The following is a 25,678-nucleotide window of genomic DNA, read 5'->3' on the forward strand; positions in this document are numbered from 1 at the left end:
ACCTGCCTATTGGTTCATAGCCGAGCGGTCGATCGTGTTCCATTTCGTAAAGGACATATAACGGAAATAATGATCACGGTACGGATGCGCGGTACCTGTATTCCAAGGCTTGTCTCCACCGCAGAAATGGACGATGGCCGGCTCGGCACGTGTTTCTCTGTATCGTATACGGTCAATCAGTTCAGGAGGCGTTTTCTCATTCATGATAATATGCGTCTGCGCATTCCAGCGCGGATGCAGTTCATGCCATTGATCATATAAGATCGCGTTAAGCGCGTCCTGATCATGAAATACGAGAAAATCCTCCGAACTGTTTTCATTGATAAAATCAATCACCTTTTCGGAAATATTTTGTTTTCTCCAAGGTTCGAAATCTATAATCATAATGCCGGAATTAAAATATTTGGCAGTATCGCTGATATTCATTTTTTTCAGTCTGTCATGCTGTCCGGCGTCCTCTACCGCCGCAACAATTGCCGGGGAAATATTCAAATCCCATAGAGCTGAAATATCTTCCATCACAATTGCATCGCAATCAATGTAGATCATCCGCTTCACAGATTCATCTTTAATTAAATCAGGAATGGAAATGCGGTAATAAGCCGCTTTTGTAATGTGGCTGCTTTCGACGGCATGCTTGTATTGATCAGCGTCCACTTCTAAAAATTCAAGCGGCGCTCCGAATGACGTCGCAGTCTGTTCAAGCTTGTCCTTGTTTTCGGCAGTAATTCCGCCGTCGATTACATATAATTTCGCATCCCTTGTTTTGTCCATATTCATCAATAAAGAAGCGAACATCCCACCCAAATGACGAGCATAATGATCATCGGCACATGATACGATATGCATTGTTTCATTCTTTCCCACTGATATTCATCTCCCTTTTTGTTGTACAAATGTCTTTCCCTTTTTTTAAAAAGTAAACCTTGATCTCACACATTTTTTTGCGCGGGAATGTGCTGTTTACGATTTGATATTCGCTTTCTCTGTACAATTTATTTCTGATTTGAAATCAGGAAAGGGGAAATGATTTTAGCGAAAACAATCGTCAGAATGTACCACGGCAGGAAATCGGCGGGTGCGGCGGAGTCAAAGCGAACGGGGAGAAAACGGGAGCCCTTCATACCGTTATTACCGCAGGAAACGGCGTAACAATCCGGGGAGGCAAGCGATGCACGTAAACGGATAAACAACAGCCGGACTGCTCATAAAAGCGGTCCGGCTGTTTGTAATGCTAATCGACTTCTTTCTTAATCCCAAGCATTTTTTCGTCTAAATAATGGGCGATTTCCGCCGCTTCCTTCAGCTCGTCGGTCAGATGCTTCGGGACTTCGTTATTCAATTTATAATAAATTTTATGCTCAAGACTCGCCCAAAAATCCATGGCGATGGTGCGGATTTGGATTTCCGCCTTCACATATTCCACACGATTCGTCAAATAAACGGGAATTTCAATAATCAAATGCAGGCTGCGGTAGCCGTTCGGCTTCGGATGTTTGATATAATCCTTCACCTTCACAATTTTCAGGTCCTTATGCTGCTTCAAAACCTCAGCGACATTATAAATATCGGAAATAAAGGAACAGATAATCCTGACACCCGCGATATCATGAATATGCTCTTTCATTTCCTGCGTCGTCACATCGCAGCCTTTGCGCATCAGTTTGTTGACGATGCTCTCAAAACTTTTCACGCGTGATTTTGTATGCTCGATCGGGTTATGCCCGTGAATCAGATTATATTCCTGGCTGATGATAGAAAACTTCGTATCCAGCTCATCTAAAGCAAATTTATAAACTAATAATTCATTTTTCCAATCTTCCATAACTGTTTTTAAATCATCCATATGGGCTGTTGACAAGTCCATTTTTTTCATCTCCTTGCTTTGCTGTCCACGTATTAGACGGGTCGGTCCGCAGTGAGGTTCTTTACAAAATCGTGAAGATTATTTCATAAAAAAAAAAAGCAAATGCCGGTTATGGCACTTGCTTTTTTAATTGATCAGCGGAAATAACTGATCAGGAGTCCGATTGAAAGCAGGAATCCGAAGAATGTATTGGTTTGCGCTGTTGATTTCATCGCAATAATCATGTTCATCGGCATTTCGTTTTTCACAAAGCCTTTCACGGCCTGAATCGGTTTCGGCACGCTCAAAAAGACCAGGAACAGCCACGGACTTGTGTACCCCATGATGACAAGACCGACGATCCAAATGTAAGCAATGGCAAAGGATGCGGCCAGTATTATGACGGCTCCTCTATGCCCCATCAAAATCGCCAGCGTTTTACGTCCGCCCTTTTTATCTTCTTCAATATCACGGATATTGTTGGACAGGTTAATCGCTCCGACCAATATGGCGATCGGAATGGAAATCAAAATGCTCTGTTCATTAACTTCGCCTGTCTGAATAAAGAAAGAAATAAGGACAAATACAGATCCCATGCAAATGCCGGAGAACAGTTCCCCGAACGGTGTATACGCAATCGGCAGCGGGCCGCCCGTATACAGGTAGCCGATCAGCATGCCGGCAAGACCGATTGCCGCAAGCCACCAGCTGCTGCTCATGCAGATATAAACACCGAGCACGAGGGCGATCGCATAAGAGCCGAGCGCCAGCTGCAGAATTGTTTTCGGCTTCATGCCGTGGCGGACGATCGCTCCGCCGATACCGACGGAATCCTCCGTATCTAAACCGCGTTTAAAATCGTAATATTCATTGAATAAGTTCGTGGCGATCTGAATCCAAAGGCAGGAAAACAGCATGGCCAAAAACAGCAGGAAATCAACCTTTACGTAAAACATCGCCAATACGGTGCCGAGAAGTACGGGCACAAACGATGCCGTCAATGTATGAGGGCGGGTTAACTGCCACAAAATACGGCCCATGCTTTCTTTTTCAGGCGTCTTTTGGCTGCCTCCCATATTGTTTTGATTCATTTTCCTCTTCCTTTCTATTAAAAGGCTTTCACAGTCAGCCGATAACAGTAGTGTTGAATTGGGGTTTTCATGTTTTCTGCTACCTTATCTATCATAATAATTTCTTCCTCATTTCACAAGATGCGGCGCTTTATCAGCTTTCCTGCCGGAAACGGCTTTTCGCCCTTCTCCATTGGGATTCGGCACAAGCCGGCGCAAGAAAAAGCCGGCAAATTTTTTTTACCTCATTTATATTTTCGATAAGTTAAAAATCCCGCCTGCACAGCGCTTTTTTAGTATGATCTTTCGCCAATTTTTACATGCGTGTTTTCCAGCCTTTTGTTTCTCATTCATTTTTAAGGAAATTTTAAGCTTAGGATATTAGACATATTTTGAAACTTTTTGTTAATCTAATCGTCATATACTGGTGTAATTATTGAATACGCGGGAAGGAATTTAACATGATGCAAAAATTAAAACGTGCTTATGAAAATACATTGGTCAAATGGACGTTTCATACAGGATTTTATTTTCTGATATTAGTATTGCTCTTTTGGATGTATGGTTTTCATACAGCAAATACCGGCACTTATATTTACAACGATTTCTAATCGGGGAGGATAACTATGAAACTACTTGATGCTATAAAAACATACGCAGACGTCAAGCCTCAGGCCGAAGCGTTTCGTTCCTTAGATCATTCCCTCACTTACGGGGAATTATGGGATTTGTCGGAGCGGGTCGCGTCCGGCATTCAAAAACATACGGCTGACGGTTCGAAAACGCCTGTTCTGGTTTACGGACATATGGAGCCGAATATGATCGTTTCTTTCTTAGGAAGCGTCAAAGCGGGCCGCCCTTACATCCCTGTCGATGTATCCATTCCGGCGGAGCGGATCGTCAAAATCATTGAAAGCTCAGGCGCAGAGCTGCTCATCAGCGTATCGGGCGATGCAGTCGATACGGGAAGCAATCTGATTAAAACCGTTACACCCGAAGAACTTGCAGCTGACGGAGATGCAGACCTCAGCCGTGAGAACTGGGTAAAAGAGCTGGACACTTTTTACATTATCTACACGTCCGGCAGCACGGGAAATCCGAAGGGCGTGCAAATATCAGCTGATAACCTGCAAAGCTTCACTGACTGGATCTGCAGGGATTTTCCTGTGGGCGAAGGCAAGACATTCTTAAACCAAGCTCCGTTTTCTTTTGATTTGTCTGTCATGGATATTTTCCCGTCACTTCAAACGGGCGGTACGCTGCACTGCGTAACGAAAGACAAAATCAATAAGCCGAAAGTATTATTCGAAGAGCTGGAGAAATCCAAACTGAACGTCTGGACATCGACTCCGTCTTTCGTCCAAATGTGCCTGATGGACCCCGGCTTTACGCAGGAGCTCCTGCCTGACGCAGAAGTATTTATGTTTTGCGGAGAAGCCCTTCCGGCTGCCGTGGCGCAGGAACTGTTAAACCGTTTTCCGAAGGCCCGCGTATTCAATACATACGGCCCGACTGAAACAACGGTTGCCGTCACCTCTGTTGAGATTACGCAGCAGGTCATCGATGAAAACGAATCTCTGCCCGTCGGTTTTGCAAAACCCGATATGAATATCTTCATCATGGATGAAAACGGGAATAAGCTTCCGGACGGAGAAAAAGGGGAAATCATCATCGCCGGCCCGAGCGTGAGCAAAGGCTATCTCGGAGAGCCGTCTCTGACGGAAAAAGCGTTTTTCTCTGTTGACGGACAGTGGGCATATCATACGGGTGATGCCGGTTATGCTCAAGAAGGTCAGATTTTCTGCCAAGGACGCCTTGATTTCCAGATTAAGCTTCACGGCTACCGCATGGAACTTGAAGAAATCGAAGTCCATGTAAGGCAGTCTCAATATGTACGCTCAGCGGTTGTCATCCCGTATCAGCCTAACGGAACTGTGGAATATCTAATTGCCGCCATCGTGCCTGAAAAACATGATTTTGAAAAAGAATTCCAGCTGACAAGCGCCATTAAGAAAGAACTGGCCGCTTCGCTTCCGGCCTACATGATTCCGAGAAAATTCATTTATCAGGATCACATTCAAATGACTGCGAACGGAAAAATCGACCGTAAACGCATTGGCGAAGAGGTTCTTGTATGACGCCTTACAGCTCGTTTTTCTTCTTTATCTTACTTGGAATCCTTCTCTTGCCGACGATTATTTTAGGGCTGAACGGCAAGAGATTCCAAGGATACAACATGTTTATATCCATCATCGTATTGGCTTTGATTTTCTCGCATGATCTGCACGGCGTAATCGCATTATGTATCTTTACGCTCTGGCAGGTGCTTTTAATCAGGGGGTATCTCGCTTACAGACTGAAAGCCAACAGCGGCTTTGTCTTCAGCATGGCCGTGATCGCGTCCATTTTACCCCTGTTTTTATCTAAATTATGGCCGTTTTTCTTTCCGCCGGCGCCTCATCATCCGGTTCAAAACCTGATCAGTTTCTTAGGGATTTCTTATTTGACATTTAAAGGCGTCCAGCTGATCATGGAAACGAGAGACGGGCTGATTAAAGAAAAAATGCCTATACACCGTCTTTTGTACTTTATTATGTTTTTCCCGACCATTTCTTCCGGTCCGATCGACAGATACCGCAGATTTGCCAAGGACGAACAGAAAGTATGGTCAAAGGAAGAATACGCTGATTTATTGTATACCGGCATTCATAAAATTTTTATCGGTTTCTTGTACAAATTCATTATCGGATATGCGATTAACACGTACTTCATTATGAATCTGTCTCATATCACCCACAGCAAACTGTGGGGTAATGTGCTGTACATGTACGGATACAGCTTGTACCTGTTTTTTGATTTTGCGGGTTACACGATGTTTGCCGTCGGTGTCAGCTACATTATGGGTATCAAATCTCCGGAAAACTTTAATAAGCCGTTTATCAGCAGAAACATTAAAGACTTCTGGAACCGCTGGCACATGTCCTTATCCTTTTGGTTCAGAGACTACGTATTTATGCGCTTTGTATTCTGGATGACAAAGAAAAAATGGATAAAGAACCGGATGGCCGTCTCGAACATCGGGTATTTCCTGCTGTTCATGCTGATGGGCGTCTGGCATGGACTTGCCCTGCAATATATTGTGTACGGACTGTACCACGCCGTGTTAATGACAGGGTATAACTTTTTTGAGAAGTGGAATAAGAAATACAAGTGGCTGCCTGCCAACCGTTTTACGGCCTTTTTAGCCATTGTCATCACATTCCATTTCGTATGTTTCGGATTTTATATTTTCTCAGGAAAACCATTTCATCATCACTAAAGGAGATTGAAAACACATGGAATTTAAACAAGAAGTATTGGACGTATTAGCGGAAGTTTGTCAGGAGGACGTTGTTAAAGAAAATCCTGATATTGAAATCTTTGAAGAAGGACTGCTTGATTCTTTCGGAACTGTAGAGCTGCTTGTTGCCATTGAAAACCGTTTCGGCATTACAGTGCCCATCACTGAATTTGACCGTGACGAATGGAACACGCCAAACAACATTGTAAACAAACTGACTGAGTTGAAGTAAATGAAAAAGCGTTTCTTTGGACCTATTATTTTAGCGTTTGTCCTGTTTGTCGGAGCTATCGCAGTTCCGGCTTCATGGCTTACGCGCTTCATACCTGAAAAACGTGTCGAAGAGTCGGCAGCGGCCCTAAACCCGAATATGTTCCAAGGGCTCTATCTGCAAAACAAAATGTTCGAAGACTCGAAGTATCTGCCGATTTTCGGTTCTTCCGAGCTTTCAAGACTGGATGAGTTTCATCCGTCCAACTATTTTCAAGTGAACAACCAAGGCTTTACGCCTTATCTTGTCGGAAAAGGCGGTTCGCAATCTTTAATTCATGCCATAAATTTTGCCGCTCATGCTGACCAGCTTAAAGGCAGAAAGATGGTATTTATTGTATCACCGCAATGGTTTACAAAACACGGTTCAAATGAGCAGCATTTTGCTCCTAATTTCTCATCATTACAAGCTCTTGACTTGGCTTTTAATCACAGCATTGAGCCAAAACTGAAAAAACAAATGATGAAGCGTATGCTGCACTACAAAGTTGTCAAGAACGATGCAGTCCTGTCTGAACTGTATAAAGCATCTGTCAAAGGTCAGACTTGGAAAGTAAACGCATTAACACCGGCTGCGAAGCTTTATTATAATATCTTAGAAAAGAAGGATCTTTATTATTCGATAGAAGAGCCGCAAGGACCAAAGCGTTACATTAATAACAATTTAAAGGGAAAATCCTGGTCTCAGCTTGAAAAACTTGCTGCTCAATATGGTAAAGATCACTCCCGTTCTAATCCGTTTTTCATAGACGATTCTGTTTATAAAACGATCAAGAACAAAGTGCCTAAAGCCAAAGGTTCAAACAAAGGCAGAACATACGCCTATAAAAAGTCACTGGAGTTCAGCGATTTTGAAGATATGCTTAATATTCTGAAGGATGCCGGGGCTAAGCCGATGTTCGTCGTCATTCCCGTAAATGGGAAGTTTTACGATTACACCGATTTCCCGAAAAAAGGCCGGACTGATTACTACAAGAAAGTCACAAAGCAAATTAAAGCGAAGGGCTTTCAGGTTGCCGACTTATCCGGTCACGAATATGATCCGTACTTTATGAAAGACACCATCCATATCGCCTGGAAGGGCTGGGTGTACGTCGATAAAGCGATGGAGCAGTTTTACAAAACCGGCAAGGTGACGGTTCACTGAGCATGGTGATGATCGAATACGGAAAAAACGAACACGCAGGGGGCATTTCTCCCCTGCTTTTTATGTGATTTGATTTTTTCACAAATTTGAGGAAAACTATTGCGAATATTTGTTGAAGGTATACAATAGAATATAAATTATTTTCAAATAAGTTTGACAATAACACCAATAGGGAGACAGAACATTATGAAACAAGACATTCGTGTTGAATTGACTTCAGCCAAAAAACCGAAACCGGACCCCCATGACCTCGCGTTCGGCAGAATTTTCACAGACCATATGTTTGTCATGGATTACGACGCCGATCAAGGCTGGTACGATCCGAGAATTATCCCTTATCAGCCCGTCTCAATGGATCCTGCGGCTATGGTTTATCATTACGGGCAAACCGTTTTCGAAGGGCTTAAAGCGTACGTAACGAAGGATCAGGAGGTGCTTCTGTTCAGACCAGAGAAAAATATGGAGCGCCTGAATCAGTCAAATGACCGCCTTTGCATCCCGCTCATTGATGAAGAGCTTGTTCTTGAAGGCCTGAAGCAGCTCGTAGCCATCGACAAAGACTGGATTCCGAAAGCGGAAGGCACTTCCCTTTACATCCGTCCGTTTATCATTGCGACCGAGCCTTTCCTCGGTGTAGCGGCATCCCATACGTACAAGCTTTTTATCATTCTTTCGCCGGTCGGCTCTTATTACAAAGAAGGCATTAAACCGGTGAAAATCGCCGTAGAAAATGAATTCGTGCGCGCCGTCAAAGGCGGTACGGGAAACGCGAAAACGGCCGGCAACTACGCATCAAGCCTGAAGGCGCAGCAGGTTGCGGAAGAGAAAGGCTTTTCTCAGGTGTTATGGCTCGACGGCATTGAAAAAAAATACATTGAAGAAGTCGGCAGCATGAACATCTTTTTCAAAATCAGCGGCGAGATCGTGACGCCGGAGCTGAACGGAAGCATTCTTGAAGGAATTACGAGAAATTCCGTCATCGCCCTTCTCAAACATTGGGGACTGACTGTGTCTGAGCGGAAAATTTCTATCGACGAAGTCATTCAGGCGCATCGTGACGGCCGCTTGGAAGAAACATTCGGAACCGGTACGGCGGCAGTCATTTCACCGGTCGGCGAATTGATCTGGAATGATGAAAGTCTTGTCATCGGCAGCGGTGAAACCGGAGAGATCTCGAAGAAATTGTATGATACCATTACAGGCATTCAAAAAGGCGCGGAGGCCGACGTGTTCGGCTGGACGACGGAAGTCGCCTCATTAAGCAAATCAAAATAAACAAAAAACCCGGAAATGAATCCGGGTTTTTTTGGTGCTTTTATGCTTCAATCGACTTAAAGAAATGAGGCAGATGTTCTTTGTGCGCCTCAATCATTTCATCCAGAATGGCCTTTGCCACAGTGTCTGACGGGACGAGAGGGTTGATCGTCATCGCGAGAAGCGCCGTTTGATAATCTCCCGTGACGGCTGCTTCAGCGGCGACACGCTCAAAGGACTTGATTTGCTGGACGAGGCCGCGGACAGACACCGGCAGATCACCGACGGCGATCGGTTTCGGACCGTCTTTCGTTATGACACAGTTCACTTCGACCGCTGAATCACTCGGGATGCTGGCGATTGCGCCGCTGTTTATTGTATTGACGGGCTGGATATCATGTTTGTCGTTATAGATGGAGCTGATCAGGTTGCAGGCCGCGTCACTGTAGTACGCCCCGCCTCGTTTTTCAAGCTGCGGCGGTTTGATGGCGAGATTCGGGTCTTTATACAGTTCGAACAGTTCTTTCTCAACCTTCTGCACGACCTCGGCGCGTGTGCCCTCCGTTTGAGACGCTTCTATTTCGTGCTCGAGCATTTCTTTCGTTTTGAAATAATAGCGGTGGTAGCCGCAAGGAATCAGATCAAGCGCCTTCAGGAACTCAGGCTCCCATTCCGCCCCGGAAATGTTTTTCATCGTCATGGCGTTTTCCGGATCTCCCATGGCTTCAATGACTTTATCCTTCACGCTGATGCCGTCTAAGAAAACATCTAATCCGAAGACCATGTGATTCAGCCCGGCAAATTGCACTTCAATCCGGCTGACATCCACATCCAATGCTTTTGCGACGCCCATTTTAATGCCGATCGGCACATTGCAGAGACCGACGACTTTTGTCAGATTCGAGTAGCGGAGCAGAGCTTCGGTGACCATGCCGGCAGGGTTTGTAAAGTTCACAAGCCATGCATTCGGACAAAGCTCTTCGATGTCTTTCGCGATGTCCAGAATGACCGGAATGGTGCGCAGCCCTTTGAATAAACCGCCCGGACCGTTTGTCTCCTGGCCGATTACGCCGTATTTTAACGGAATCCGTTCATCTTTGGCGCGGGCCTCAAGAAGGCCGACGCGGAATTGAATCGTCACGAAGTCTGCATCCTTCAAGGCTTCTCTGCGGTCAAGCGTCAGGTGGATTTCTATCGGAAGCCCCGCTTTTTCGACCATGCGTTTTGCAAGCGTGCCGACGATATTGAGTTTTTTCTCGCCTTCGGGAATGTCGACGAGCCATAATTCTCTGACAGGCAGTTCATCATAGCGTTTGATTATGCCCTCTACAAGCTCCGGCGTATAACTTGAACCTCCGCCGATCGTTACGATTTTAATTCCTTTTGTCATATTGTTGCTCCCCCTTGCAGACTCACTTTTTCATAAATCGCGACTAACTCTGCGGCCAAATCTTTCACGGTCATGGCATTCATTAAGTGATCTTGCGCATGTACCATCAAAAGCGTCATGTCTGTTTTTTCTCCGCCGGCTTCGTTTTGGATCAATTCTGTCTGATAATGATGGGCTTCTGTCAGTTCCCTTGCGGCTTCCTGAAGCTTTTTTTCCGCCAGGGCTCTGTCTCCCTGCTTTGCGGCGGCTATGGCTTCCATTGAGGCGCTTCTGCCGTTTCCGCCATGCAGGATGATCTGAAAAATGGTCTGTTCCATTTTCTCATTCATGTGTTTCACTCCCTTTCTCTACAGCACGGCTGTTTCGTCTCCCTGTACGGCTGACGCCTGCGATTGTTCAAGTTCGTTTTCTTCTTTCAGCTTTTGTGAATCCCACATTCTGAAGAACGGGTAGTACACGATAAAGGCTGTGATGATATTAATCGCCTGCATGACAGCCCCTGATATTTTTCCGCCTGTGGCAAGATATCCGGAAAAAATCGGCGGCATCGTCCATGGGACGGCAATGCCGGCAGGTTTGGCGACGAGGCCGGTGCTCATGCCGATATAGGTCAGTGTCAGTGTGACGAGCGGTGTGATGATGAACGGGATGAGAAGCATCGGGTTCATGACGATCGGCATTCCGAAAATAATCGGCTCATTAATATTAAAGATGGCCGGCCCGATGGCGAGTTTCCCAAGCTGCTTCATCTGTTTGCTTCGGGCGCGGAGAAACATGGTGACCACGAGCGCCAGTGTCGCGCCGCTTCCGCCGATGTTAATCCAGATTTCAAAGAACTGCTGGGTAAAAATATTCGGAAGCGCATCGCCCGCCTGAAAAGCAACCCGGTTCGCATCCATCGCTCCGTACCAGATCGGCGCCATAACGCCGCCGACAATATTTGCTCCGTGTAACCCGCACGCCCACAAGAGCATTTGAACCGCTTCAGCTATCAGGCTTCCGCCGAGACTTCCGCCGAGAATCGAGAGCGGCGTCCCCAGTAAAACGCTTACAATATTATGAAGACTCTCAAATGGCGTCGCTTCGACAATTAAACGCGCGCCCCAGATCAGAAAGATAACGGCAAAGCCGGGAATTAAAGCGACAAACGATTTGCTGACCGCCGGAGGCACGCCGTCCGGCATTTTAAATACGAAATTCCGCTGTATGATCAGGCGGTAAATCTCCGTTGACAGCATGGCGATGATCATCGCGACAAACAGCCCTTTGCTTCCCATGAGAGAAAGCGGAATGCCGCCGCCCACCATGATTTCCTCCTTAGCGCCTGCAGGCAGAAACGGCACTTTGTACGGCGTTGCCAAAAGAAACGCCGCCAGAGATATCGCACCGGCCGATAAAGCGTCTACCCCATATTTTTCGGCCAGGCGATAGGCGATCCCGAAAGCGGCGACAAGACCCATGATTTCAAAGGTCGCATCAACCGGATATTGCAGTTTTTGAGACCACGAGCTTCCGAACGTATTAGCCATGAAATCCGCATATCCCGGAATCGGCAGGTTGCCGATGATCAGAAAAAATGAACCGATGATAATAAGAGGCATGGTGAGGATGATCCCGTCCCGCAATGCTTGCAGATGCCGCTGAGAGGCAATTTTTCCGGCAATGGGCATGACTTTCTCTTCTAAAAACTGATTCACCTTATTCACACGGCCCGCCCCTTTCTATGATGCGTTTCCGAGCTGTTCTGCTGATTTCAGAACTTCCGCCCCGTTGCATGTGCCGTAATGGACGGTATTGATGACTTCAACCGGCACTCCTTTTGATTCACCAAGTTTTTTCAGCTGCGGAAGCAAATAACGGACTTGAGGCCCAAGCAGCAATACGTCCGCTTTATCAATATGCTGCTTGACTGAATCGCCTGACACCGCCCAGATTTTATATTCTTTCCCTTGTTCCTGCGCGCTTTTTTCCATCTTGGTAACGAGTAAGCTTGTAGACATCCCTGCTGCACAAACGAGTAATATATTCATGTGAAAGACCTCCTGAAAGTTTGATATTTTGTATGTCTCGATGTTAGTACCATCATATTATGAAATCGCTTTCATAACTACTCAGGCTTTTTCCGCTGCTAACGGAAAAAAGGTGTATCCCGGTCTTTCTCAGATCGTTTGTCTCTGAATACTTGTAAAACCTCCTGATAGGTTGTGCATTTTAAAAGACGGCTCACCGCGGCCTGATCATCTAGCATGCCGCCGAGCCATTTGTACATATGCTGGAGGTCGGCTTTGTTTTCTTTCTCGACGCAGAGCAGGCAGACAAATTGGACACGCTTATTTGCCCAGTCAATCGGCTTCTTCAGCGTGCATACCGCCCAAAACGTCGTGTCTGTCTGGGGAACGAGGGGATGCGGAATCGCCGTGAGATTGCCGAAGCTCGTAGGAGAAATCGCTTCCCTTTCAAAAATAGAATCGGTCAGGGAATCAGAGGCGAGGCCGGCTTCTGCAACCTTCTGTCCGAGAAAACGGATGACGTCCTCCTTCGTCTCCAGATCCTGCTGCAAAAATATCAGCTCCGGTTTCAGAAAGTTCAATTGTTCCCGCTTTTCTTCCAGCATGGCATCAATTTTGGTAAAGTCCCCGCCGCCCAACAGCGTATGAACCTTTAATACGGGAACGGGCAAGTCTATTTTGATCGGCACGGTGCTGACCACAAAATCAATCGACTCAAAAGAAAGCTGGTCAAGACTGTAGTAATCAGCCGTTCCGACGATTTCAAGGCGCTTTCCGAACCGGGAACGCAGCTTTTCTCTTAAAAGCTGCGCACTGCCGGCGCCGGACGCACAGACAATCAAACAGCGTTTAGGCGGCCGTTCCGTCTTTCTCCTTTCGATGGCGGCTCCGAAATGCAGCGCCAAATATCCGATCTCATTTTCATGAATATCAATGCCGGTTTGCTCCTTGATCACGATTCCCGCAATCACTCCCGCTTCAAATGCGAGTGGATAATTTTCTTTTATAGCGGAAAGCATCGGGTTTCTCAGGTTCATTCCGTAGCGGTTTCGGTTAATCGCCGGCTTGATATGGAGCGCAAGACCCGTTTTCAGCTCATTGTCGTCCGTTATTCCGAGCTCCAGCTCCCTCTCAATGGCTTCAATCATGGCCTCCGTTAAACGGCTGGTTTCCCCGTCTATCAGCCTTGTAAACTCTTTTCCTTCAATTTGTGACTGGGTCATGCGCTTTGTCCCCAGCAGGTGAATGGCGATATAGGCGGTTTCCTGTTCGGGAAAGGTGACGGAAAGCGCCGATTCAAGCTCATTTACGATGGCTTCCGCTGACTGATATTCTGTTTCAAGCTTAATGTCATGAAGATCCTCCGGGATGAGAGATACATAGTTTTCCGTCCGGATTCGTTTGCAGGCAATGGCGATATGGATGATGAGATTGTTCAGGCCGAAGAAAGAAAGCGGGATCTTGTGGTTTCGAACCTGCTTCATAATGGCTGTGCGGATCACATGAATGTCTTCTTTCGGCAAAATACCGGCCTTCTCATTCAGGAGATCAGGCTCAGGCTCGCGGTCGTCCACTAAGTATTCCGCCATACAATAACGGAGGCGGAGCTCTTCGCCGCGCAGCTTAAATCCGCAGTTCGGCCTTGTTTCCAAAACGATGTCATAAGGGCGGAGCCGTTTTTTTACTTCTTTCAGATCAGATTGAAGAGTCGATTTACTGATGAACAGTTCTTCTGCCAAGTCATCCAGCTTGAGGCAGCCGTCGGTCAGAAGCAGTCTTTTCATAAGATAATGAATCCGTTCATCGGGAAAAATCGGCACGGCGCTGTTCTGCTGGAAATTGTCCTGAAGCCAGTTTTTAAATTGCTGCTCATTGCGGATCAGCAGCTTATAGCCGCTCCCTCTGACAGATTGAATGGAAGCGCCGTTTTTTTCTACAACGGTTTGCAGTTCCTTTATGTCATTGCGGACCGTCCGCGTCGTTACCTTTACATTTGCAGCGATGACTGAGCTTGTAATCGGTGTTTCAGCAGCTAAAAGCAAGCGCAGAAGTTCACGAAGCCGCCCATGAAGCATGAGAAAAACCTCCTATCAGATCAAATGCAGTTGTAAAAAATGGGCAAAAAGGATGAGGAAGGGGTAAATGTAATGTAAATTCTATAATGGGGAGGATTTCAAGTCAATGAGGCAGCCCGATAGAAAGCCCGTAAAAAAACAGCCGGATCAGCCGGCTGTTCGGGATGCGGACATGCGGTTTCGCTTAGATGCCTTCCGTTCTTTTATAATTTTTCTAATGATCGGATAGATGACGGGCGCCCATTTGATAATTGTTTTGAAAAATTTTTTCAATGTCTGAATCCCCTTTCTTTTACCTTGTCTTTCCCCTGTTATCAGCAGCTGTAAACATGGTCAGCGTGAGACATACCGATTTCCCGTCACCCAATAGCGCCACGGATAATCCCGGGCTTCTCCGCTGTTTTCAATCCCGATTCTCGGGCCTGTTGATATATGCTCCGGCGTAAAGCCTTCCGTAATAAACAGCGGCGGTTCCGTGATCATGCCGCCATAGTCACTCATTGAAATGCCCATCGCCTTTGTGAGTTTTCCCGGGCCGTTTGTCCACTCTCTAGGGCGTCTGCCCGGTCTCCTGCGCTCCATCAGGAACTGTCCTTCATGAGGTTCTGCCGCCCTGATTAACACGGCCTGCGGAATGCCGATGTCAGCGGCGACAACATTCATTAATGTATGGGTGTGCATGACGTATGTATAAATGCGGCCCGCCTCATGGAACATGATTTCAGTCCGTTTCGTGCGCCGATTGCCGAAGCTGTGCGCCGCCCGGTCTTCCACTCCCATATAAGCTTCCGTTTCAACGATGAAGCCTGATGCCGTTCCCTCATCCGTCTCCTTCACCAAGAGACAGCCGAGCAATAAAGGAGCAAGCTCCACTGACGGCCTCTAGAAAAATTCAATCGGCAAAGGCTTTCGTTCTCCCGTCATCCGTCTTCCTCCTTTTCTGAATATAGCGATTTCCCTCTTTCACGTTTTTCACTTCTTTTTTACAATATAAACATGAAAGAAAAAAGGGCGTCATGTTGAACACTCTATTGCGTTTTGAAAATCGGCTGGTTATAATATGATGGTTCAACTGAAAATGATTCTCATGTTCAATAAATGCCGGACAATGATCATAAAAGTAGGTGAATTGATTTTTGAGCGATTCTGTCACGTCCGCAAACCGTCTGCTCAGCATCTTAAAAAACGGGATTTTCTTCCTGGCTGCGGTGCTCGGACTGCTTGTTTCTATTTTTTTCGCCGTCTCATTCGGCGCGAAAGACATTACTTTACATACGGTTTGGTCGGCTGTTGCTGATTACAATCCAAACATTACGGGCCAGCAGATCATTCATGAATTGCGTCTGCCGAGAGTGCTCGGAGCGGCCGTTACAGGAGCCGCGTTTGCAGCAGCCGGCGCCCTCATGCAGGGTGTCACGAGAAACCCGCTTGCCGATTCGGGTGTCTTAGGCGTAAACGCAGGAGCCATGTTTGTTGTTGCGCTTAGCTTTGCTTTTTTCCCTCATTTGTCATACGCGCTGCTGATGGTGCTGTCATTTTTCGGCGCACTGGCAAGCACAGCCTTGATTTTCTTTATCAGTGCGGCGGGAAAAGGCAGCATGACACCTTTAAAGGTGACGCTTGCCGGGGCGGTTGTAGCCGCTCTTTTGCATTCACTCAGTACGGGTGTGGCGATTTATTACGATTTAAGCCAGGATTTGGCCTTCTGGTATGCCGGCGGGGTATCAGGGATCAAGTGGGCACATTTACAAGTCCTCGTTCCCGTCATTACGGTCTTCATCATTCTCGCGACATTCATGGGCCGGTCCGTCACCCTTCTCTCAATGGGCAATGACGTTGCGGCGAATTTAGGGGTGAACACGGCTCTGACGCGTGCCGCCGGATTAATGATCGCCGTCGTTCTTGCCGGTGTGTCTGTCTCGGCTGCCGGTGCAATCGGCTTCGTCGGGCTGGTCATTCCCCATATCGCACGGAAGATCGTCGGCGTTACGTACAGGCTGATTATTCCGATGTCCGCGTTGCTTGGCGCGATTCTTTTGATTTTGGCCGACTTGGCCTCGCGGACAGTCAGTCCCCCGAGAGAATTGGCGATAGGCATTATGGTCGCACTTGTCGGTGTCCCTTTCTTTCTTTATATTGCTCGCAAGGAAGGGAGAGAATTATAAGTGAAGGTTCAGAAGGAAACAAAAAAAGCGTCGGCGGCAGGCCTCATTCTGCTGGTCATCGCCGTTTGCATTATCCTGATCGGGTTACATACGGGCTCATTCCGGCTTTCTCCTCTTACGGTGGGAAAAACGCTGTTCGGATACGGCACGTTTCAAAGCACAACCGTTTTATTTGATTATCGGCTTCCACGGATTCTGGTGACGATGCTGGCCGGTATCGGTTTAGGCGTGTCGGGCGCTATTTTGCAGGGCGTATCCCGAAACCCGCTTGCCGATCCGGGCATTCTCGGACTGCATGCCGGCGCTTCGTTCGGTCTGATGATTTATATCACGTTCTTTCATTCACTGGAGGCGCAGGCGTCGATGTTCATCCCGTTATTTACGTTTGCGGGCGGAACCCTCGCTGCCCTGCTGATCGTGGTCCTTACGTACGACAGGCTGAACGGTTTTTTAACGATTCGCATGCTGTTAGTCGGGATCGCCGTTTCCGCGGGCTTCAGCGCCGTTACATTGTTTATGTCGCTGCGCCTGAATGAAGAAACCTATACATTCGCGTCCCGCTGGCTGGTCGGAAACGTCTGGGGCAGGGACTGGATTCATGTGTGGTCGCTGCTGCCCTGGATCGGCATTCTCGCACCGCTGGCTTGGCTTAACGCCCGGTCTTTGAATATTTTAATGCTTGGTGACCAGGCAGCCGCGGGGCTCGGCGCACACGTACAGCGAAAAAGGATCATGCTGATCGCCATAGCTGTCGGCTTATCCTGCGCGAGTGTCGCGATGGCGGGCGGAATCGGCTTTATCGGCTTTGCCGCCCCTCACTTGGCGAGACGGCTCGTCGGCACCATGCATCAGCATATTATCCCGATTGCGGGGTTAATCGGCCTTGTCATTCTTGTCGCGTCAGATACCATCGGCCGGTCTTTGTTTCAGCCGAACGCCATTCCGGCCGGGGTGGTTGCGGCAGCGATCGGGGCGCCGTATTTTCTCTATCTGGTCATGAAAATCAAAACATAAAATAAGGAGTTTTCTCATGAAAAAAATAATTGCGCTCGTCAGTTTCATGTGTATTTTCTTATTGGCTGCCTGCCAATCCGATTCAACACAGCCGGAGACAAAGAAGAAATCCGGCGATCATAAAATCGCATCGATGTCCATTCACCTGACAAATGATCTGCTGGCTCTCGGCGTTACACCGGCCGGTTCCGTCGTGGGCGGAGAATTAAAAGATTTTCTCCCTCATGTGAAAAATCAGCTGAAAGACACGAAAAAACTCGGCCCTGCCTCAGATCCGGATATGGAAGCTTTACTCGAGCTGAACCCTGATAACATTTATCTTGATAAAGAATTTGCAGGAAAAGATGTGTCAAAATACAAGAAAATCGGAAACACACACGTTTTCGACCTTGATAAAGGCACGTGGCGAGATCATTTAAAAGACATCGGAAAAATCGTCAACCGTGAAAAAGAAGCGAAAACCTTTATTCAAAATTATGAAGATGAAACAAAACAAGTCAGATCCATGATCAATAAGGAATTAGGGAAAAACGCCAAAGTTATGGCGATCCGCGTGAACGCAAAAGAGCTTCGCGTCTTCAGCACACGCCGCCCGATGGGTCCGATTCTGTTTGATGATCTGAAGCTGAAGCCGGCTGACGGCATTAAAGAAATGAACACCTCCCGCCCTTATGAGGTCATTTCTCAAGAGGTTCTGCCTGATTACAACGCAGATGCGATTTTCGTCGTCGTTAACAGAGACGACAAGTCACAGCAAGCCTATCAAGAATTGCAAAAAAGTGCTGTATGGAAAGGCCTGAAGGCGGTTAAAGCAAATCATGTCTATAAGATCGCCGATCAGCCTTGGCTTGATTATTCGGCACTGGGAAATAAATTAGCAATGGATGAAGCGAAAAAGCTGTTCCAAAAATAAACATGAGCCGGTTTTGCAAAAGTTGCAAAGCCGGCTTTTTTATATTATTGTTTACTTATATAACCAAACGCTTATATAATGATTTGAAAAGGAGTGAGAGCATGGAACCGCAGCAAAACGCCTTAAGTTCCGAAGGGGTCAGTCAATGCCTCAAGCTTCTCAGCGATCCGACGAGGCTTTTGATGATGAAGCTTCTGGCGGATAAGGAATACTGTGTCTGCGAGCTGACAGCCATTTTTGATATGAGCCAGCCCGGCATCAGCCAGCACTTGCGGAAATTAAAGAACGCCGGGCTTGTGCGGGAAAGGCGGGAGGGCCAGTGGCGGTACTATGCCATTCATCCGTCCGGTCCGGAATACACGCTGGTCCGCTCGATTCTGCGGCAGATAGATGAAAAGGACGGCGTTTTACAAACACTGCGGCTAAAAGAAGTCACTGTTTCATGCCGGTAAGGAGGATCTATTCTTGGGAATCGCGGTTTTATCAGCACTGATTTTTGTGCTGACACTTGTATTTGTCATATGGCAGCCGAAACATGTATCCATCGGCTGGTCTGCCTGCGGCGGAGCGGTCCTCGCTTTGATCGCGGGTGCAGTCAGCCTTCATGATATTGCGGAAGTGACGGGGATCGTCTGGAATGCGACACTTGCCTTTATCGCCATTATTATCATTTCATTGATTCTTGACAGCATCGGGTTTTTTGAATGGGCTGCGCTGCATATGGCCATGGCGGCCAAAGGCAGCGGGCTGCGGATGTTTCTCTATGTGTCGGTCTTAGGGGCGGTTGTCTCCGCCCTGTTTGCCAATGATGGAGCGGCGCTCATTTTGACGCCGATCGTACTTGCGATGGTACGGGCTTTGGATTTACCTGAAAAGCTGGTTTTTCCGTTTATTATCGCCGGAGGATTCATCGCGGACACCACCTCGCTTCCGCTCGTTGTAAGCAATTTGGTCAATATCGTCTCGGCGGATTACTTTCATATCGGATATATTGAATATGCATCACGTATGCTGGTGCCCAACCTTTTTTCTTTATCTGCAAGCATTTTGGTGCTGTATCTCTATTTCAGAAAAAACATTCCGAAACGGTATGACACCGGCCTTGTCAAACATCCGTCATCTGCAATTAAGGATCAGCGCCTCTTCCGGTTATCATGGGTTGTGCTGGCCGTTTTGCTGATCGGATATTTCGTCAGCGAACTGCTGTCGATACCCGTTTCCTTCGTAGCCGGCTCCATCGCGGTCATTTTTCTCATTCTGGCACAGCGAAGCCCCGCCGTCCCGGCAAAACAAGTCATCAAGGACGCCCCATGGGCCATCGTGTTTTTTTCTGTCGGCATGTATGTTGTCGTGTACGGCTTGCGGAATGCCGGACTGACGGATCTTCTTTCTCAGCTTATACAGAAAGCGGCGGATCACGGGCTGTTTGCGGGGACACTCGGAATGGGTTTTATTGCTGCAATCCTGTCATCCGTTATGAATAATCTGCCGACAGTAATGATTGACGCCATAGCTATCAGCGGAACGGACACTCACGGGCTGATGAAAGAAGCGCTGATTTATGCGAATGTTATCGGTTCGGATCTCGGACCGAAAATCACGCCGATCGGGTCGCTGGCGACATTGTTATGGCTCCATGTGCTGAGCCGGAAAAACGTGAAAATTTCCTGGGGAATGTATTTCAAAACAGGTCTGATATTAACCATTCCGACGTTATTTATCACGCTGACCGGACTTTATTTGTGGCTGTTATGGCTCTCCTGATAGGAAAAAACCTTTTAAGTTGAATCTTAAAAGGTTTTTTTGTGTCAAAAATCCGAAAAGTAAAACTTTTATATTTTAAAAGTATAGACATTTAAATTGAAAAGATTATAATATTCATGAAAACGTTTTAACTTTATGAAAGAAGGGATTTATCATGAAAAGAATTTTATTAGCCTGCAGCTCAGGCATGTCCACCAGCCTGCTTGTCACGAAAATGCAGGATTACGCCCGCTCCATCGGTGAGGAAGCCGAGATTTGGGCAGTCGGACAGGATAAAGCAAAAGAAGCGATGAAAGACGCAGACGTCGTGCTGATCGGCCCTCAGATGAGCTTTTTAAAAGGTGAGCTTCAAAAAGAGGCGGAGCCGCTTCACATCACCGTTGATGTGATTGATATGATGGCATACGGCATGGGAGACGGCAAAAAAGCATATGAACAGGCCGTTGTCTTGATAGAGAACAGGTAAAGGAGGCGATAAGCATGGAAACATACACAGATGAACAGATCAGTTTTCAGCTGATTCTTCACAGCGGCAATGCCCGCAGCTGTATTATTCAATCGATACGAGCTTATAAAGACGGCCGGATAGACGAGTCAGACACCTTTCTGACAAAGGCTGAAGAAGAGCTGGGAAAAGCGCATGACATCCATTTTCAGATGATTCAAAAAGAAGCCAGCGGCGCCAAAACGGATGTCTCTCTGCTTTTCATGCATGCAGAAGATCACTTAATGTCAGCGCTCTCAATGAAAGAGATCGTCAAAGAAATGCTCGACTTATTTCAATCAAAGAATTTATAAAAAGCCGGGGGTGAAGACGTGTTTGAGAAAATCAGCCAATTCCTTGTTCCGATCGCGGGCAAATTAAACAATAACCGCTACTTGCAAGTCTTACGGGATGCTTTTATGCTGGCGTTTCCGCTGACCATTTTCGGTTCAGTGTTCGTCGTGCTGACGAACCTGCCGTTTTTAAACAAAATCATGAGCAGTTCCGCCCTGTCTGTCTTTCAATCCGGGTTTGGCGGGGCTTCAACGGCGACGATGGGGATTATGTCCATTTTTGTCGTCTTCGGGATCGGCTATTACCTTTCCAAAAGCTACGATGTGGAGGCCGTATTCGGCGGAGCGATCGCTTTGGTTTCTTTTCTGCTGCTCACTCCTTTTGTATTAGAGCCGGAAACGGGCAAAGCGGTTGCAGGCGTCATTCCGGTTGACCGTCTTGGAGCAAAAGGGATGTTTCTCGGCATGATTACCGCGTTTTTGTCAGGTGAAATCTACAGAAGAATCGTCCAGAGAAACTTGACGATTAAGATGCCTGCCGGTGTTCCCCCGGCTGTTGCTAAATCGTTCGCCGCATTGATTCCGGCTTTTATCACGCTTACCGTTTTCCTCTTGATCAATGCGGCTGTCACCCAGATCTTTCACACCAATCTGCATGATGTCATTTATCACACGGTTCAAGCCCCGCTTGTCGGACTTGGAAGCGGCATCATTCCTACATTAATCGCTGTTTTCTTTATTCAGATTTTATGGTTTTTCGGTCTTCACGGACAAATCATCATCAACTCCGTGATGGACCCGATCTGGAATACATTACAGGTCGAGAATTTAGCTGCCTATACAGCGGGGAAAGAGGTTCCCCACATTATTTCTAAACCGTTTATGGAGATTTACACCGTCGGAATGGGCGGCACCGGAATGACATTGGCCATAGTGATCGCCATCTTGCTTTTTATGAAAAGCAAACAGATGAAACAGATATCCAAACTCGGTCTCGCGCCAGGCATTTTTAACGTCAATGAGCCGGTTATTTTCGGTTTGCCGATCGTAATGAACCCGATCATTATCATTCCGTGGGTGATCGCACCGATGGCTGTCACGCTTGTCACCTACCTGGCCATGTCGGCGGGGCTCGTGCCCCCTCCTACCGGCGTGACCGTACCTTGGACCGTCCCCCTTTTCATTAACGGGATTATGGCGACCAATTCCGTCATGGGCGGCATTATGCAGCTGGTCAACCTCTGCATTGTCTTTGTCATCTGGTTCCCGTTTCTTAAAGCGCTGGACAAATTAAACATGGCAAAGGAAAAAGAAGCCGAAGCTCAGCAGCAAGTCCGCGATGACAGCGTGGGTATGTAATAAAAATCGCAGTAAGGGAGAGAAATTAATTGACTGAATCAGTTGTTCAATACCGTTTTCCGGAAGGATTTTGGTGGGGGTCTTCCGCCTCCGCAACCCAAACCGAAGGAGCCGCCGACAGAGACGGAAAAAGCCAGAACATATGGGATTACTGGTATGAAAGAGAGCCAAGCCGTTTTTTTAACGGAGTCGGCCCCGGCGACACGTCACGTTTTTACGACAAATACAAAGAAGATATCCGGCTGATGAAAGAAATCGGCCACAACTCTTTCCGGCTGTCTATTTCCTGGTCAAGACTGATTCCGGACGGAACGGGTGAGATCAATCAGAAGGCGGCCGCGTTTTACCAGAACGTCATCGATGAAATGCTTGCCCATCACATTGAGCCGTTTGTCAATTTGTTTCATTTTGACATGCCGCTCGCCCTTCAGCGTTCAGGGGGCTGGGTCAGCCGGAGCACCGTTGACGCGTTTGAGCATTACGCCAAAACCTGCTTTTCGTTATTCGGCGGCAAGGTAAAAAAATGGTTCACTCACAATGAGCCGATTGTGCCGATTGAAGGCGGCTATTTATATGATTTTCACTATCCGAATCACGTTAATTTTCAAGAAGCAGTACAGGCCGGTTTCCATAACCTGCTGTCAAATGCAAGAGCTGTCAAATCCTACAGAGAATTGAAGCAGGACGGACAAATCGGAATCATTCTGAATCTGACACCTTCTTATCCGAGAAGTTCTCATCCTGAAGATATGAAAGCGGCCCGGATTGCCGACGCCTTTTTTAACCGATCATTTTTAGATCCAGCGGTAAAGGGCGAATTTCCTAGGGAGCTTGTTGAGATTCTCAAAGCGGAAGGATTTCTGCCGCGTTATGAGAAGGATGATCTCCGCCTCATTCAGGAGCATACGATCGATCTGCTAGGCGTGAACTACTATCAGCCGAGACGCGTCAAAGCAAAAGAACATGTTCCGAATCCGCATGCCCCTTTCCTGCCTGAGCGTTTCTTCGATCCGTATGTCATGCCCGGCCGGAAAATGAACCCTCATCGCGGGTGGGAAATTTACGAAAAAGGAATCTATGACATTCTCACCAACCTCAGAGAACATTACGGCAATATCGAGTGTTTTATTTCTGAAAACGGCATGGGAGTTGAAGGCGAGGAACGCTTCCGCGATGAAGACGGCATCATTCAGGATGATTACAGGATTGAATTTATCAAAGAACATCTCAAATGGGTGCACCGGGCCATCGGGGAAGGTTCAAATGTAAAAGGCTATCATCTGTGGACTTTCATGGACAACTGGTCTTGGACAAATGCTTATAAAAACCGCTACGGCTTTGTATCTGTCAATCTGGAAAACGGGGGCGGACGGACCGTCAAAAAAAGCGGACGCTGGTTCAAATCCGTTTCCGATCAAAACGGCTTTTAACGGAGGAGGAGCTGCAGCCATGCTTGGAGGTATTGAAGCCGGCGGCACGAAATTTGTCTGTGCCGCCGGACAAAAAGACGGCACCATTCTGGACAGAATCGAGTTTCCGACGGGAGAACCGGATGAAACCCTCAGACAGGTCATCCGTTATTTTAAAGATTTCCCGATAGAAGCCATTGGCATTGGGTCGTTCGGGCCGATTGATATCCGTCCCGACAGTCAAACTTACGGGTGCATTACCGCGACGCCGAAGACAGCCTGGCGGAACTGCCCTTTTCTCCAAACGATCAAAAACGCTCTGCAAATTCCCGCAGGCTTCACCACCGACGTCAATGCGGCGGCGCTCGGAGAAGCTTCTTTCGGCGCGGCCAAAAACGCGGACAGCTGCCTCTATTTGACGGTCGGCACGGGCATCGGCGCGGGCGCCATCATGAACGGCAGATTTGTTCAAGGGCTGTCACACCCTGAAATGGGCCATATTTACGTCAGAAGACATCCGGACGACGGCTACAAAGGCAATTGCCCTTACCATACAGATTGTCTGGAAGGTCTCGCGGCAGGCCCCGCCATTGAGAAACGCTGGGGGAAAAAAGCATATCTGCTGACGGATCTCAAAGAGGTATGGGAGCTTGAGGGCTATTATATCGCTGAAGCGCTTGTGCAGTATATCCTCATTCTTTCTCCCGAAAAAATCATTCTCGGCGGGGGCGTCATGAAGCAGCGGCAGTTGTTCTCTTATATCCGTCAGCACGTAAAAAAGCGGCTGAATCAATATATTGATCTGCCCGATATTGAAAACTGCATTGTTCCCCCTCAATTGGGCATTCACTCCGGCGCGGCCGGTTCGCTCGTATTGGCGGAGCAGGCCTTAGAGGCGGCAAACCGGGAGGCGGGAAAATGACGAAGCTCTTATTTTTAGAACCGGTTTTTAAAGAAAGATTATGGGGCGGGACGAAGCTGCGCGATACATTCGGGTATGAGATTCCTTCTGAACGGACGGGAGAGTGCTGGGCGATTTCAGCTCATCCGCACGGTGCATCCATCGTGCGGAACGGACCTTTTTCCGGAACATCATTACACCGTCTCTGGAATGAACATCCTGAACTGTTCGGACATCCGAAAGAAGACGCTTTCCCCCTGCTCACAAAGATTCTTGATGCTGATATGGACTTATCCGTACAGGTGCACCCGAATGACGCATATGCGCATCGGCATGAAAACGGAGAACTCGGAAAAACGGAATTCTGGTATGTCTTGGACTGCCAAAAAGACGCGGAGCTCATTTTAGGGCACCGCGCCCAAACAAAAGAAGATTTCGTTCGGCTCATTGAACGAAACGAGTGGGATCATCTGCTCCGCCGCATCCCAATTAAGCCCGGCGACTTTTTCTATGTCCCGAGCGGCACGCTGCACGCTTTATGTGAAGGTACGCTCGTTCTTGAAATCCAGCAAAGCTCTGATGCCACCTACCGGCTTTACGACTATGACCGTACCGATGAGAACGGGAATAAACGCGAGCTTCACCTTCAGAAAGCAATTGACGTAACAGACATACCGCATACCGATCAAAATGTAAAAAGCACAAAGCATCAGATCGGAGATGCTCTTATTACGATACTCGCTGAAACACCTTTCTTTTCAATTTATAAATGGAACGTGAGCGGGAAAGCATCATTCCCCGCACCCGGCCGGTATTTACTCGCAAGCGTCATTAAAGGACGCGGAAAACTGGATGGATGCTCCATTCAGAAAGGCGGGCACTTTATTGTGCCGGCGGATTTCGGAGATTTTGTTATAGAAGGAGATTGTGAGGTTATCGTTTCACATCCTTCATCATCTTAAAAAATCAGGAGGT

Annotated in this window: 27 protein-coding genes; 17 read left to right on the forward strand and 10 right to left on the reverse strand. The window is 47.4% G+C overall.

The annotated features are described in order from the left end of the window. Nucleotides 1-6: 6 nt before the first annotated feature. The 3 genes from ACW5MY_RS18355 to ACW5MY_RS18365 all read right to left on the reverse strand — a co-directional run bounded on the left by ACW5MY_RS18355 (nt 7) and on the right by ACW5MY_RS18365 (nt 2,937). Nucleotides 7-867 (reverse strand): glycosyltransferase family 8 protein, encoded by an 861-nt coding sequence (locus ACW5MY_RS18355; protein WP_289394026.1) that lies wholly within the window; start codon nt 865-867, stop codon nt 7-9. A 367-nt stretch (nt 868-1,234) separates the two neighbouring features. Continuing rightward, nucleotides 1,235-1,867, reverse strand: a complete 633-nt coding sequence (locus ACW5MY_RS18360) for a GTP pyrophosphokinase (protein WP_013354057.1) — start codon at nt 1,865-1,867, stop codon at nt 1,235-1,237. Nucleotides 1,868-2,001: 134 nt separating this feature from the next. Next, a complete protein-coding gene (locus ACW5MY_RS18365) occupies nt 2,002-2,937 on the reverse strand; it encodes a 1,4-dihydroxy-2-naphthoate polyprenyltransferase (RefSeq protein WP_013354058.1) in 936 nt (311 codons plus the stop codon). A gap of 440 nt (nt 2,938-3,377) precedes the next feature. Here ACW5MY_RS18365 and ACW5MY_RS18370 point away from each other — a divergent pair, with 440 nt between their 5' ends. From ACW5MY_RS18370 to ACW5MY_RS18395, 6 genes are all read left to right on the forward strand, one after another. Continuing rightward, nucleotides 3,378-3,527: a teichoic acid D-Ala incorporation-associated protein DltX gene (locus ACW5MY_RS18370; protein WP_013354059.1), complete on the forward strand. Its 150-nt coding sequence runs from the start codon at nt 3,378-3,380 to the stop codon at nt 3,525-3,527. A gap of 15 nt (nt 3,528-3,542) precedes the next feature. Then, nucleotides 3,543-5,054: a D-alanine--poly(phosphoribitol) ligase subunit DltA gene (dltA, locus tag ACW5MY_RS18375; RefSeq protein ID WP_014471218.1), complete on the forward strand. Its 1,512-nt coding sequence runs from the start codon at nt 3,543-3,545 to the stop codon at nt 5,052-5,054. Further along, nucleotides 5,051-6,235 carry a D-alanyl-lipoteichoic acid biosynthesis protein DltB gene (gene dltB, locus ACW5MY_RS18380; RefSeq protein ID WP_013354061.1) on the forward strand — a complete coding sequence of 395 codons (1,185 nt, stop codon included), beginning with the start codon at nt 5,051-5,053 and terminating at the stop codon, nt 6,233-6,235. The genes dltA and dltB overlap by 4 nt, the downstream gene beginning before the upstream one ends. 16 nt (nt 6,236-6,251) lie before the next feature. Then, nucleotides 6,252-6,488, forward strand: coding sequence for a D-alanine--poly(phosphoribitol) ligase subunit 2 (gene dltC, locus ACW5MY_RS18385; protein ID WP_013354062.1), 237 nt, complete (start codon nt 6,252-6,254; stop codon nt 6,486-6,488). Next, nucleotides 6,489-7,673, forward strand: coding sequence for a D-alanyl-lipoteichoic acid biosynthesis protein DltD (dltD, locus tag ACW5MY_RS18390; RefSeq protein ID WP_013354063.1), 1,185 nt, complete (start codon nt 6,489-6,491; stop codon nt 7,671-7,673). A 183-nt stretch (nt 7,674-7,856) separates the two neighbouring features. Further along, nucleotides 7,857-8,948, forward strand: coding sequence for a branched-chain amino acid aminotransferase (locus tag ACW5MY_RS18395; protein WP_041481746.1), 1,092 nt, complete (start codon nt 7,857-7,859; stop codon nt 8,946-8,948). A 40-nt stretch (nt 8,949-8,988) separates the two neighbouring features. Here the strand turns inward: ACW5MY_RS18395 and licH are convergent, their stop codons facing one another. From licH to ACW5MY_RS18430, 7 genes are all read right to left on the reverse strand, one after another. Further along, nucleotides 8,989-10,317, reverse strand: a complete 1,329-nt coding sequence (gene licH / locus ACW5MY_RS18400) for a 6-phospho-beta-glucosidase LicH (RefSeq protein ID WP_462061638.1) — start codon at nt 10,315-10,317, stop codon at nt 8,989-8,991. Further along, nucleotides 10,314-10,646, reverse strand: coding sequence for a PTS lichenan transporter subunit IIA (licA, locus tag ACW5MY_RS18405; RefSeq protein WP_013354066.1), 333 nt, complete (start codon nt 10,644-10,646; stop codon nt 10,314-10,316). The genes licH and licA overlap by 4 nt, the downstream gene beginning before the upstream one ends. An 18-nt stretch (nt 10,647-10,664) precedes the next feature. Continuing rightward, the gene (gene licC, locus ACW5MY_RS18410) at nt 10,665-12,023 is read right to left on the reverse strand and encodes a PTS lichenan transporter subunit IIC (RefSeq protein ID WP_014471220.1); all 1,359 of its coding nucleotides are present in this window, start codon (nt 12,021-12,023) and stop codon (nt 10,665-10,667) included. A gap of 15 nt (nt 12,024-12,038) precedes the next feature. Then, on the reverse strand, nt 12,039-12,347 hold the full coding sequence (gene licB / locus ACW5MY_RS18415) for a PTS lichenan transporter subunit IIB (RefSeq protein WP_013354068.1): 309 nt from the start codon (nt 12,345-12,347) through the stop codon (nt 12,039-12,041). A gap of 98 nt (nt 12,348-12,445) precedes the next feature. Then, nucleotides 12,446-14,401, reverse strand: coding sequence for a transcriptional regulator LicR (gene licR, locus ACW5MY_RS18420; protein ID WP_013354069.1), 1,956 nt, complete (start codon nt 14,399-14,401; stop codon nt 12,446-12,448). A 147-nt stretch (nt 14,402-14,548) separates the two neighbouring features. Then, nucleotides 14,549-14,683, reverse strand: a complete 135-nt coding sequence (locus ACW5MY_RS18425; RefSeq protein ID WP_369719122.1) for a hypothetical protein — start codon at nt 14,681-14,683, stop codon at nt 14,549-14,551. 51 nt (nt 14,684-14,734) lie between these two features. After that, complete coding sequence (locus ACW5MY_RS18430; RefSeq protein WP_289394027.1) at nt 14,735-15,274, reverse strand: DNA-3-methyladenine glycosylase; 540 nt, start codon at nt 15,272-15,274, stop codon at nt 14,735-14,737. A gap of 293 nt (nt 15,275-15,567) precedes the next feature. On the opposite strand from ACW5MY_RS18430, the gene ACW5MY_RS18435 reads away from it, so the two are divergent. From ACW5MY_RS18435 to manA, 11 genes are all read left to right on the forward strand, one after another. After that, nucleotides 15,568-16,566: a FecCD family ABC transporter permease gene (locus ACW5MY_RS18435; protein WP_050794252.1), complete on the forward strand. Its 999-nt coding sequence runs from the start codon at nt 15,568-15,570 to the stop codon at nt 16,564-16,566. Continuing rightward, nucleotides 16,567-17,580, forward strand: a complete 1,014-nt coding sequence (locus tag ACW5MY_RS18440) for a FecCD family ABC transporter permease (RefSeq protein ID WP_013354072.1) — start codon at nt 16,567-16,569, stop codon at nt 17,578-17,580. Nucleotides 17,581-17,596: 16 nt separating this feature from the next. Continuing rightward, the gene (locus ACW5MY_RS18445; protein ID WP_013354073.1) at nt 17,597-18,493 is read left to right on the forward strand and encodes an ABC transporter substrate-binding protein; all 897 of its coding nucleotides are present in this window, start codon (nt 17,597-17,599) and stop codon (nt 18,491-18,493) included. A 101-nt stretch (nt 18,494-18,594) separates the two neighbouring features. Further along, complete coding sequence (locus ACW5MY_RS18450; RefSeq protein ID WP_013354074.1) at nt 18,595-18,945, forward strand: ArsR/SmtB family transcription factor; 351 nt, start codon at nt 18,595-18,597, stop codon at nt 18,943-18,945. Between the two features lie 13 nt (nt 18,946-18,958). Next, nucleotides 18,959-20,257 (forward strand): arsenical efflux pump membrane protein ArsB, encoded by a 1,299-nt coding sequence (locus tag ACW5MY_RS18455; protein ID WP_013354075.1) that lies wholly within the window; start codon nt 18,959-18,961, stop codon nt 20,255-20,257. Nucleotides 20,258-20,411: 154 nt separating this feature from the next. Further along, on the forward strand, nt 20,412-20,723 hold the full coding sequence (locus ACW5MY_RS18460; RefSeq protein ID WP_014471222.1) for a PTS sugar transporter subunit IIB: 312 nt from the start codon (nt 20,412-20,414) through the stop codon (nt 20,721-20,723). A 14-nt stretch (nt 20,724-20,737) separates the two neighbouring features. After that, nucleotides 20,738-21,055 (forward strand): PTS lactose/cellobiose transporter subunit IIA, encoded by a 318-nt coding sequence (locus tag ACW5MY_RS18465; protein WP_013354077.1) that lies wholly within the window; start codon nt 20,738-20,740, stop codon nt 21,053-21,055. Between the two features lie 18 nt (nt 21,056-21,073). Beyond that, complete coding sequence (gene celB, locus ACW5MY_RS18470; RefSeq protein WP_289394028.1) at nt 21,074-22,393, forward strand: PTS cellobiose transporter subunit IIC; 1,320 nt, start codon at nt 21,074-21,076, stop codon at nt 22,391-22,393. A 29-nt stretch (nt 22,394-22,422) separates the two neighbouring features. Next, entirely contained in the window at nt 22,423-23,823 is a 1,401-nt protein-coding gene (locus tag ACW5MY_RS18475; RefSeq protein ID WP_289394029.1) for a glycoside hydrolase family 1 protein, read from the forward strand. Between the two features lie 19 nt (nt 23,824-23,842). Next, on the forward strand, nt 23,843-24,724 hold the full coding sequence (locus tag ACW5MY_RS18480; protein WP_013354080.1) for an ROK family protein: 882 nt from the start codon (nt 23,843-23,845) through the stop codon (nt 24,722-24,724). Beyond that, nucleotides 24,721-25,665, forward strand: coding sequence for a mannose-6-phosphate isomerase, class I (gene manA, locus ACW5MY_RS18485; RefSeq protein ID WP_013354081.1), 945 nt, complete (start codon nt 24,721-24,723; stop codon nt 25,663-25,665). Before ACW5MY_RS18480 ends, manA begins: the two co-directional genes overlap by 4 nt. Nucleotides 25,666-25,678 lie beyond the last annotated feature (13 nt).

It is taken from the genome of Bacillus sp. Bwzl_19 (genome assembly GCF_054900515.1).

Excerpts from the sequence above, each read along its gene's own strand:
- ACW5MY_RS18360 (WP_013354057.1), bottom strand. The coding sequence starts at position 1,867 with ATGGACTTGTCAACAGCCCATATGGATGATTTAAAAACAGTTATGGAA.
- ACW5MY_RS18365 (WP_013354058.1), bottom strand. The coding sequence starts at position 2,937 with ATGAATCAAAACAATATGGGAGGCAGCCAAAAGACGCCTGAAAAAGAA.
- ACW5MY_RS18370 (WP_013354059.1), top strand. The coding sequence starts at position 3,378 with ATGATGCAAAAATTAAAACGTGCTTATGAAAATACATTGGTCAAATGG.
- dltA (WP_014471218.1), top strand. The coding sequence starts at position 3,543 with ATGAAACTACTTGATGCTATAAAAACATACGCAGACGTCAAGCCTCAG.
- dltB (WP_013354061.1), top strand. The coding sequence starts at position 5,051 with ATGACGCCTTACAGCTCGTTTTTCTTCTTTATCTTACTTGGAATCCTT.
- dltC (WP_013354062.1), top strand. The coding sequence starts at position 6,252 with ATGGAATTTAAACAAGAAGTATTGGACGTATTAGCGGAAGTTTGTCAG.
- dltD (WP_013354063.1), top strand. The coding sequence starts at position 6,489 with ATGAAAAAGCGTTTCTTTGGACCTATTATTTTAGCGTTTGTCCTGTTT.
- licH (WP_462061638.1), bottom strand. The coding sequence starts at position 10,317 with ATGACAAAAGGAATTAAAATCGTAACGATCGGCGGAGGTTCAAGTTAT.
- licA (WP_013354066.1), bottom strand. The coding sequence starts at position 10,646 with ATGAATGAGAAAATGGAACAGACCATTTTTCAGATCATCCTGCATGGC.
- licB (WP_013354068.1), bottom strand. The coding sequence starts at position 12,347 with ATGAATATATTACTCGTTTGTGCAGCAGGGATGTCTACAAGCTTACTC.
- licR (WP_013354069.1), bottom strand. The coding sequence starts at position 14,401 with ATGCTTCATGGGCGGCTTCGTGAACTTCTGCGCTTGCTTTTAGCTGCT.
- ACW5MY_RS18445 (WP_013354073.1), top strand. The coding sequence starts at position 17,597 with ATGAAAAAAATAATTGCGCTCGTCAGTTTCATGTGTATTTTCTTATTG.
- ACW5MY_RS18450 (WP_013354074.1), top strand. The coding sequence starts at position 18,595 with ATGGAACCGCAGCAAAACGCCTTAAGTTCCGAAGGGGTCAGTCAATGC.
- ACW5MY_RS18460 (WP_014471222.1), top strand. The coding sequence starts at position 20,412 with ATGAAAAGAATTTTATTAGCCTGCAGCTCAGGCATGTCCACCAGCCTG.
- ACW5MY_RS18465 (WP_013354077.1), top strand. The coding sequence starts at position 20,738 with ATGGAAACATACACAGATGAACAGATCAGTTTTCAGCTGATTCTTCAC.
- ACW5MY_RS18480 (WP_013354080.1), top strand. The coding sequence starts at position 23,843 with ATGCTTGGAGGTATTGAAGCCGGCGGCACGAAATTTGTCTGTGCCGCC.
- manA (WP_013354081.1), top strand. The coding sequence starts at position 24,721 with ATGACGAAGCTCTTATTTTTAGAACCGGTTTTTAAAGAAAGATTATGG.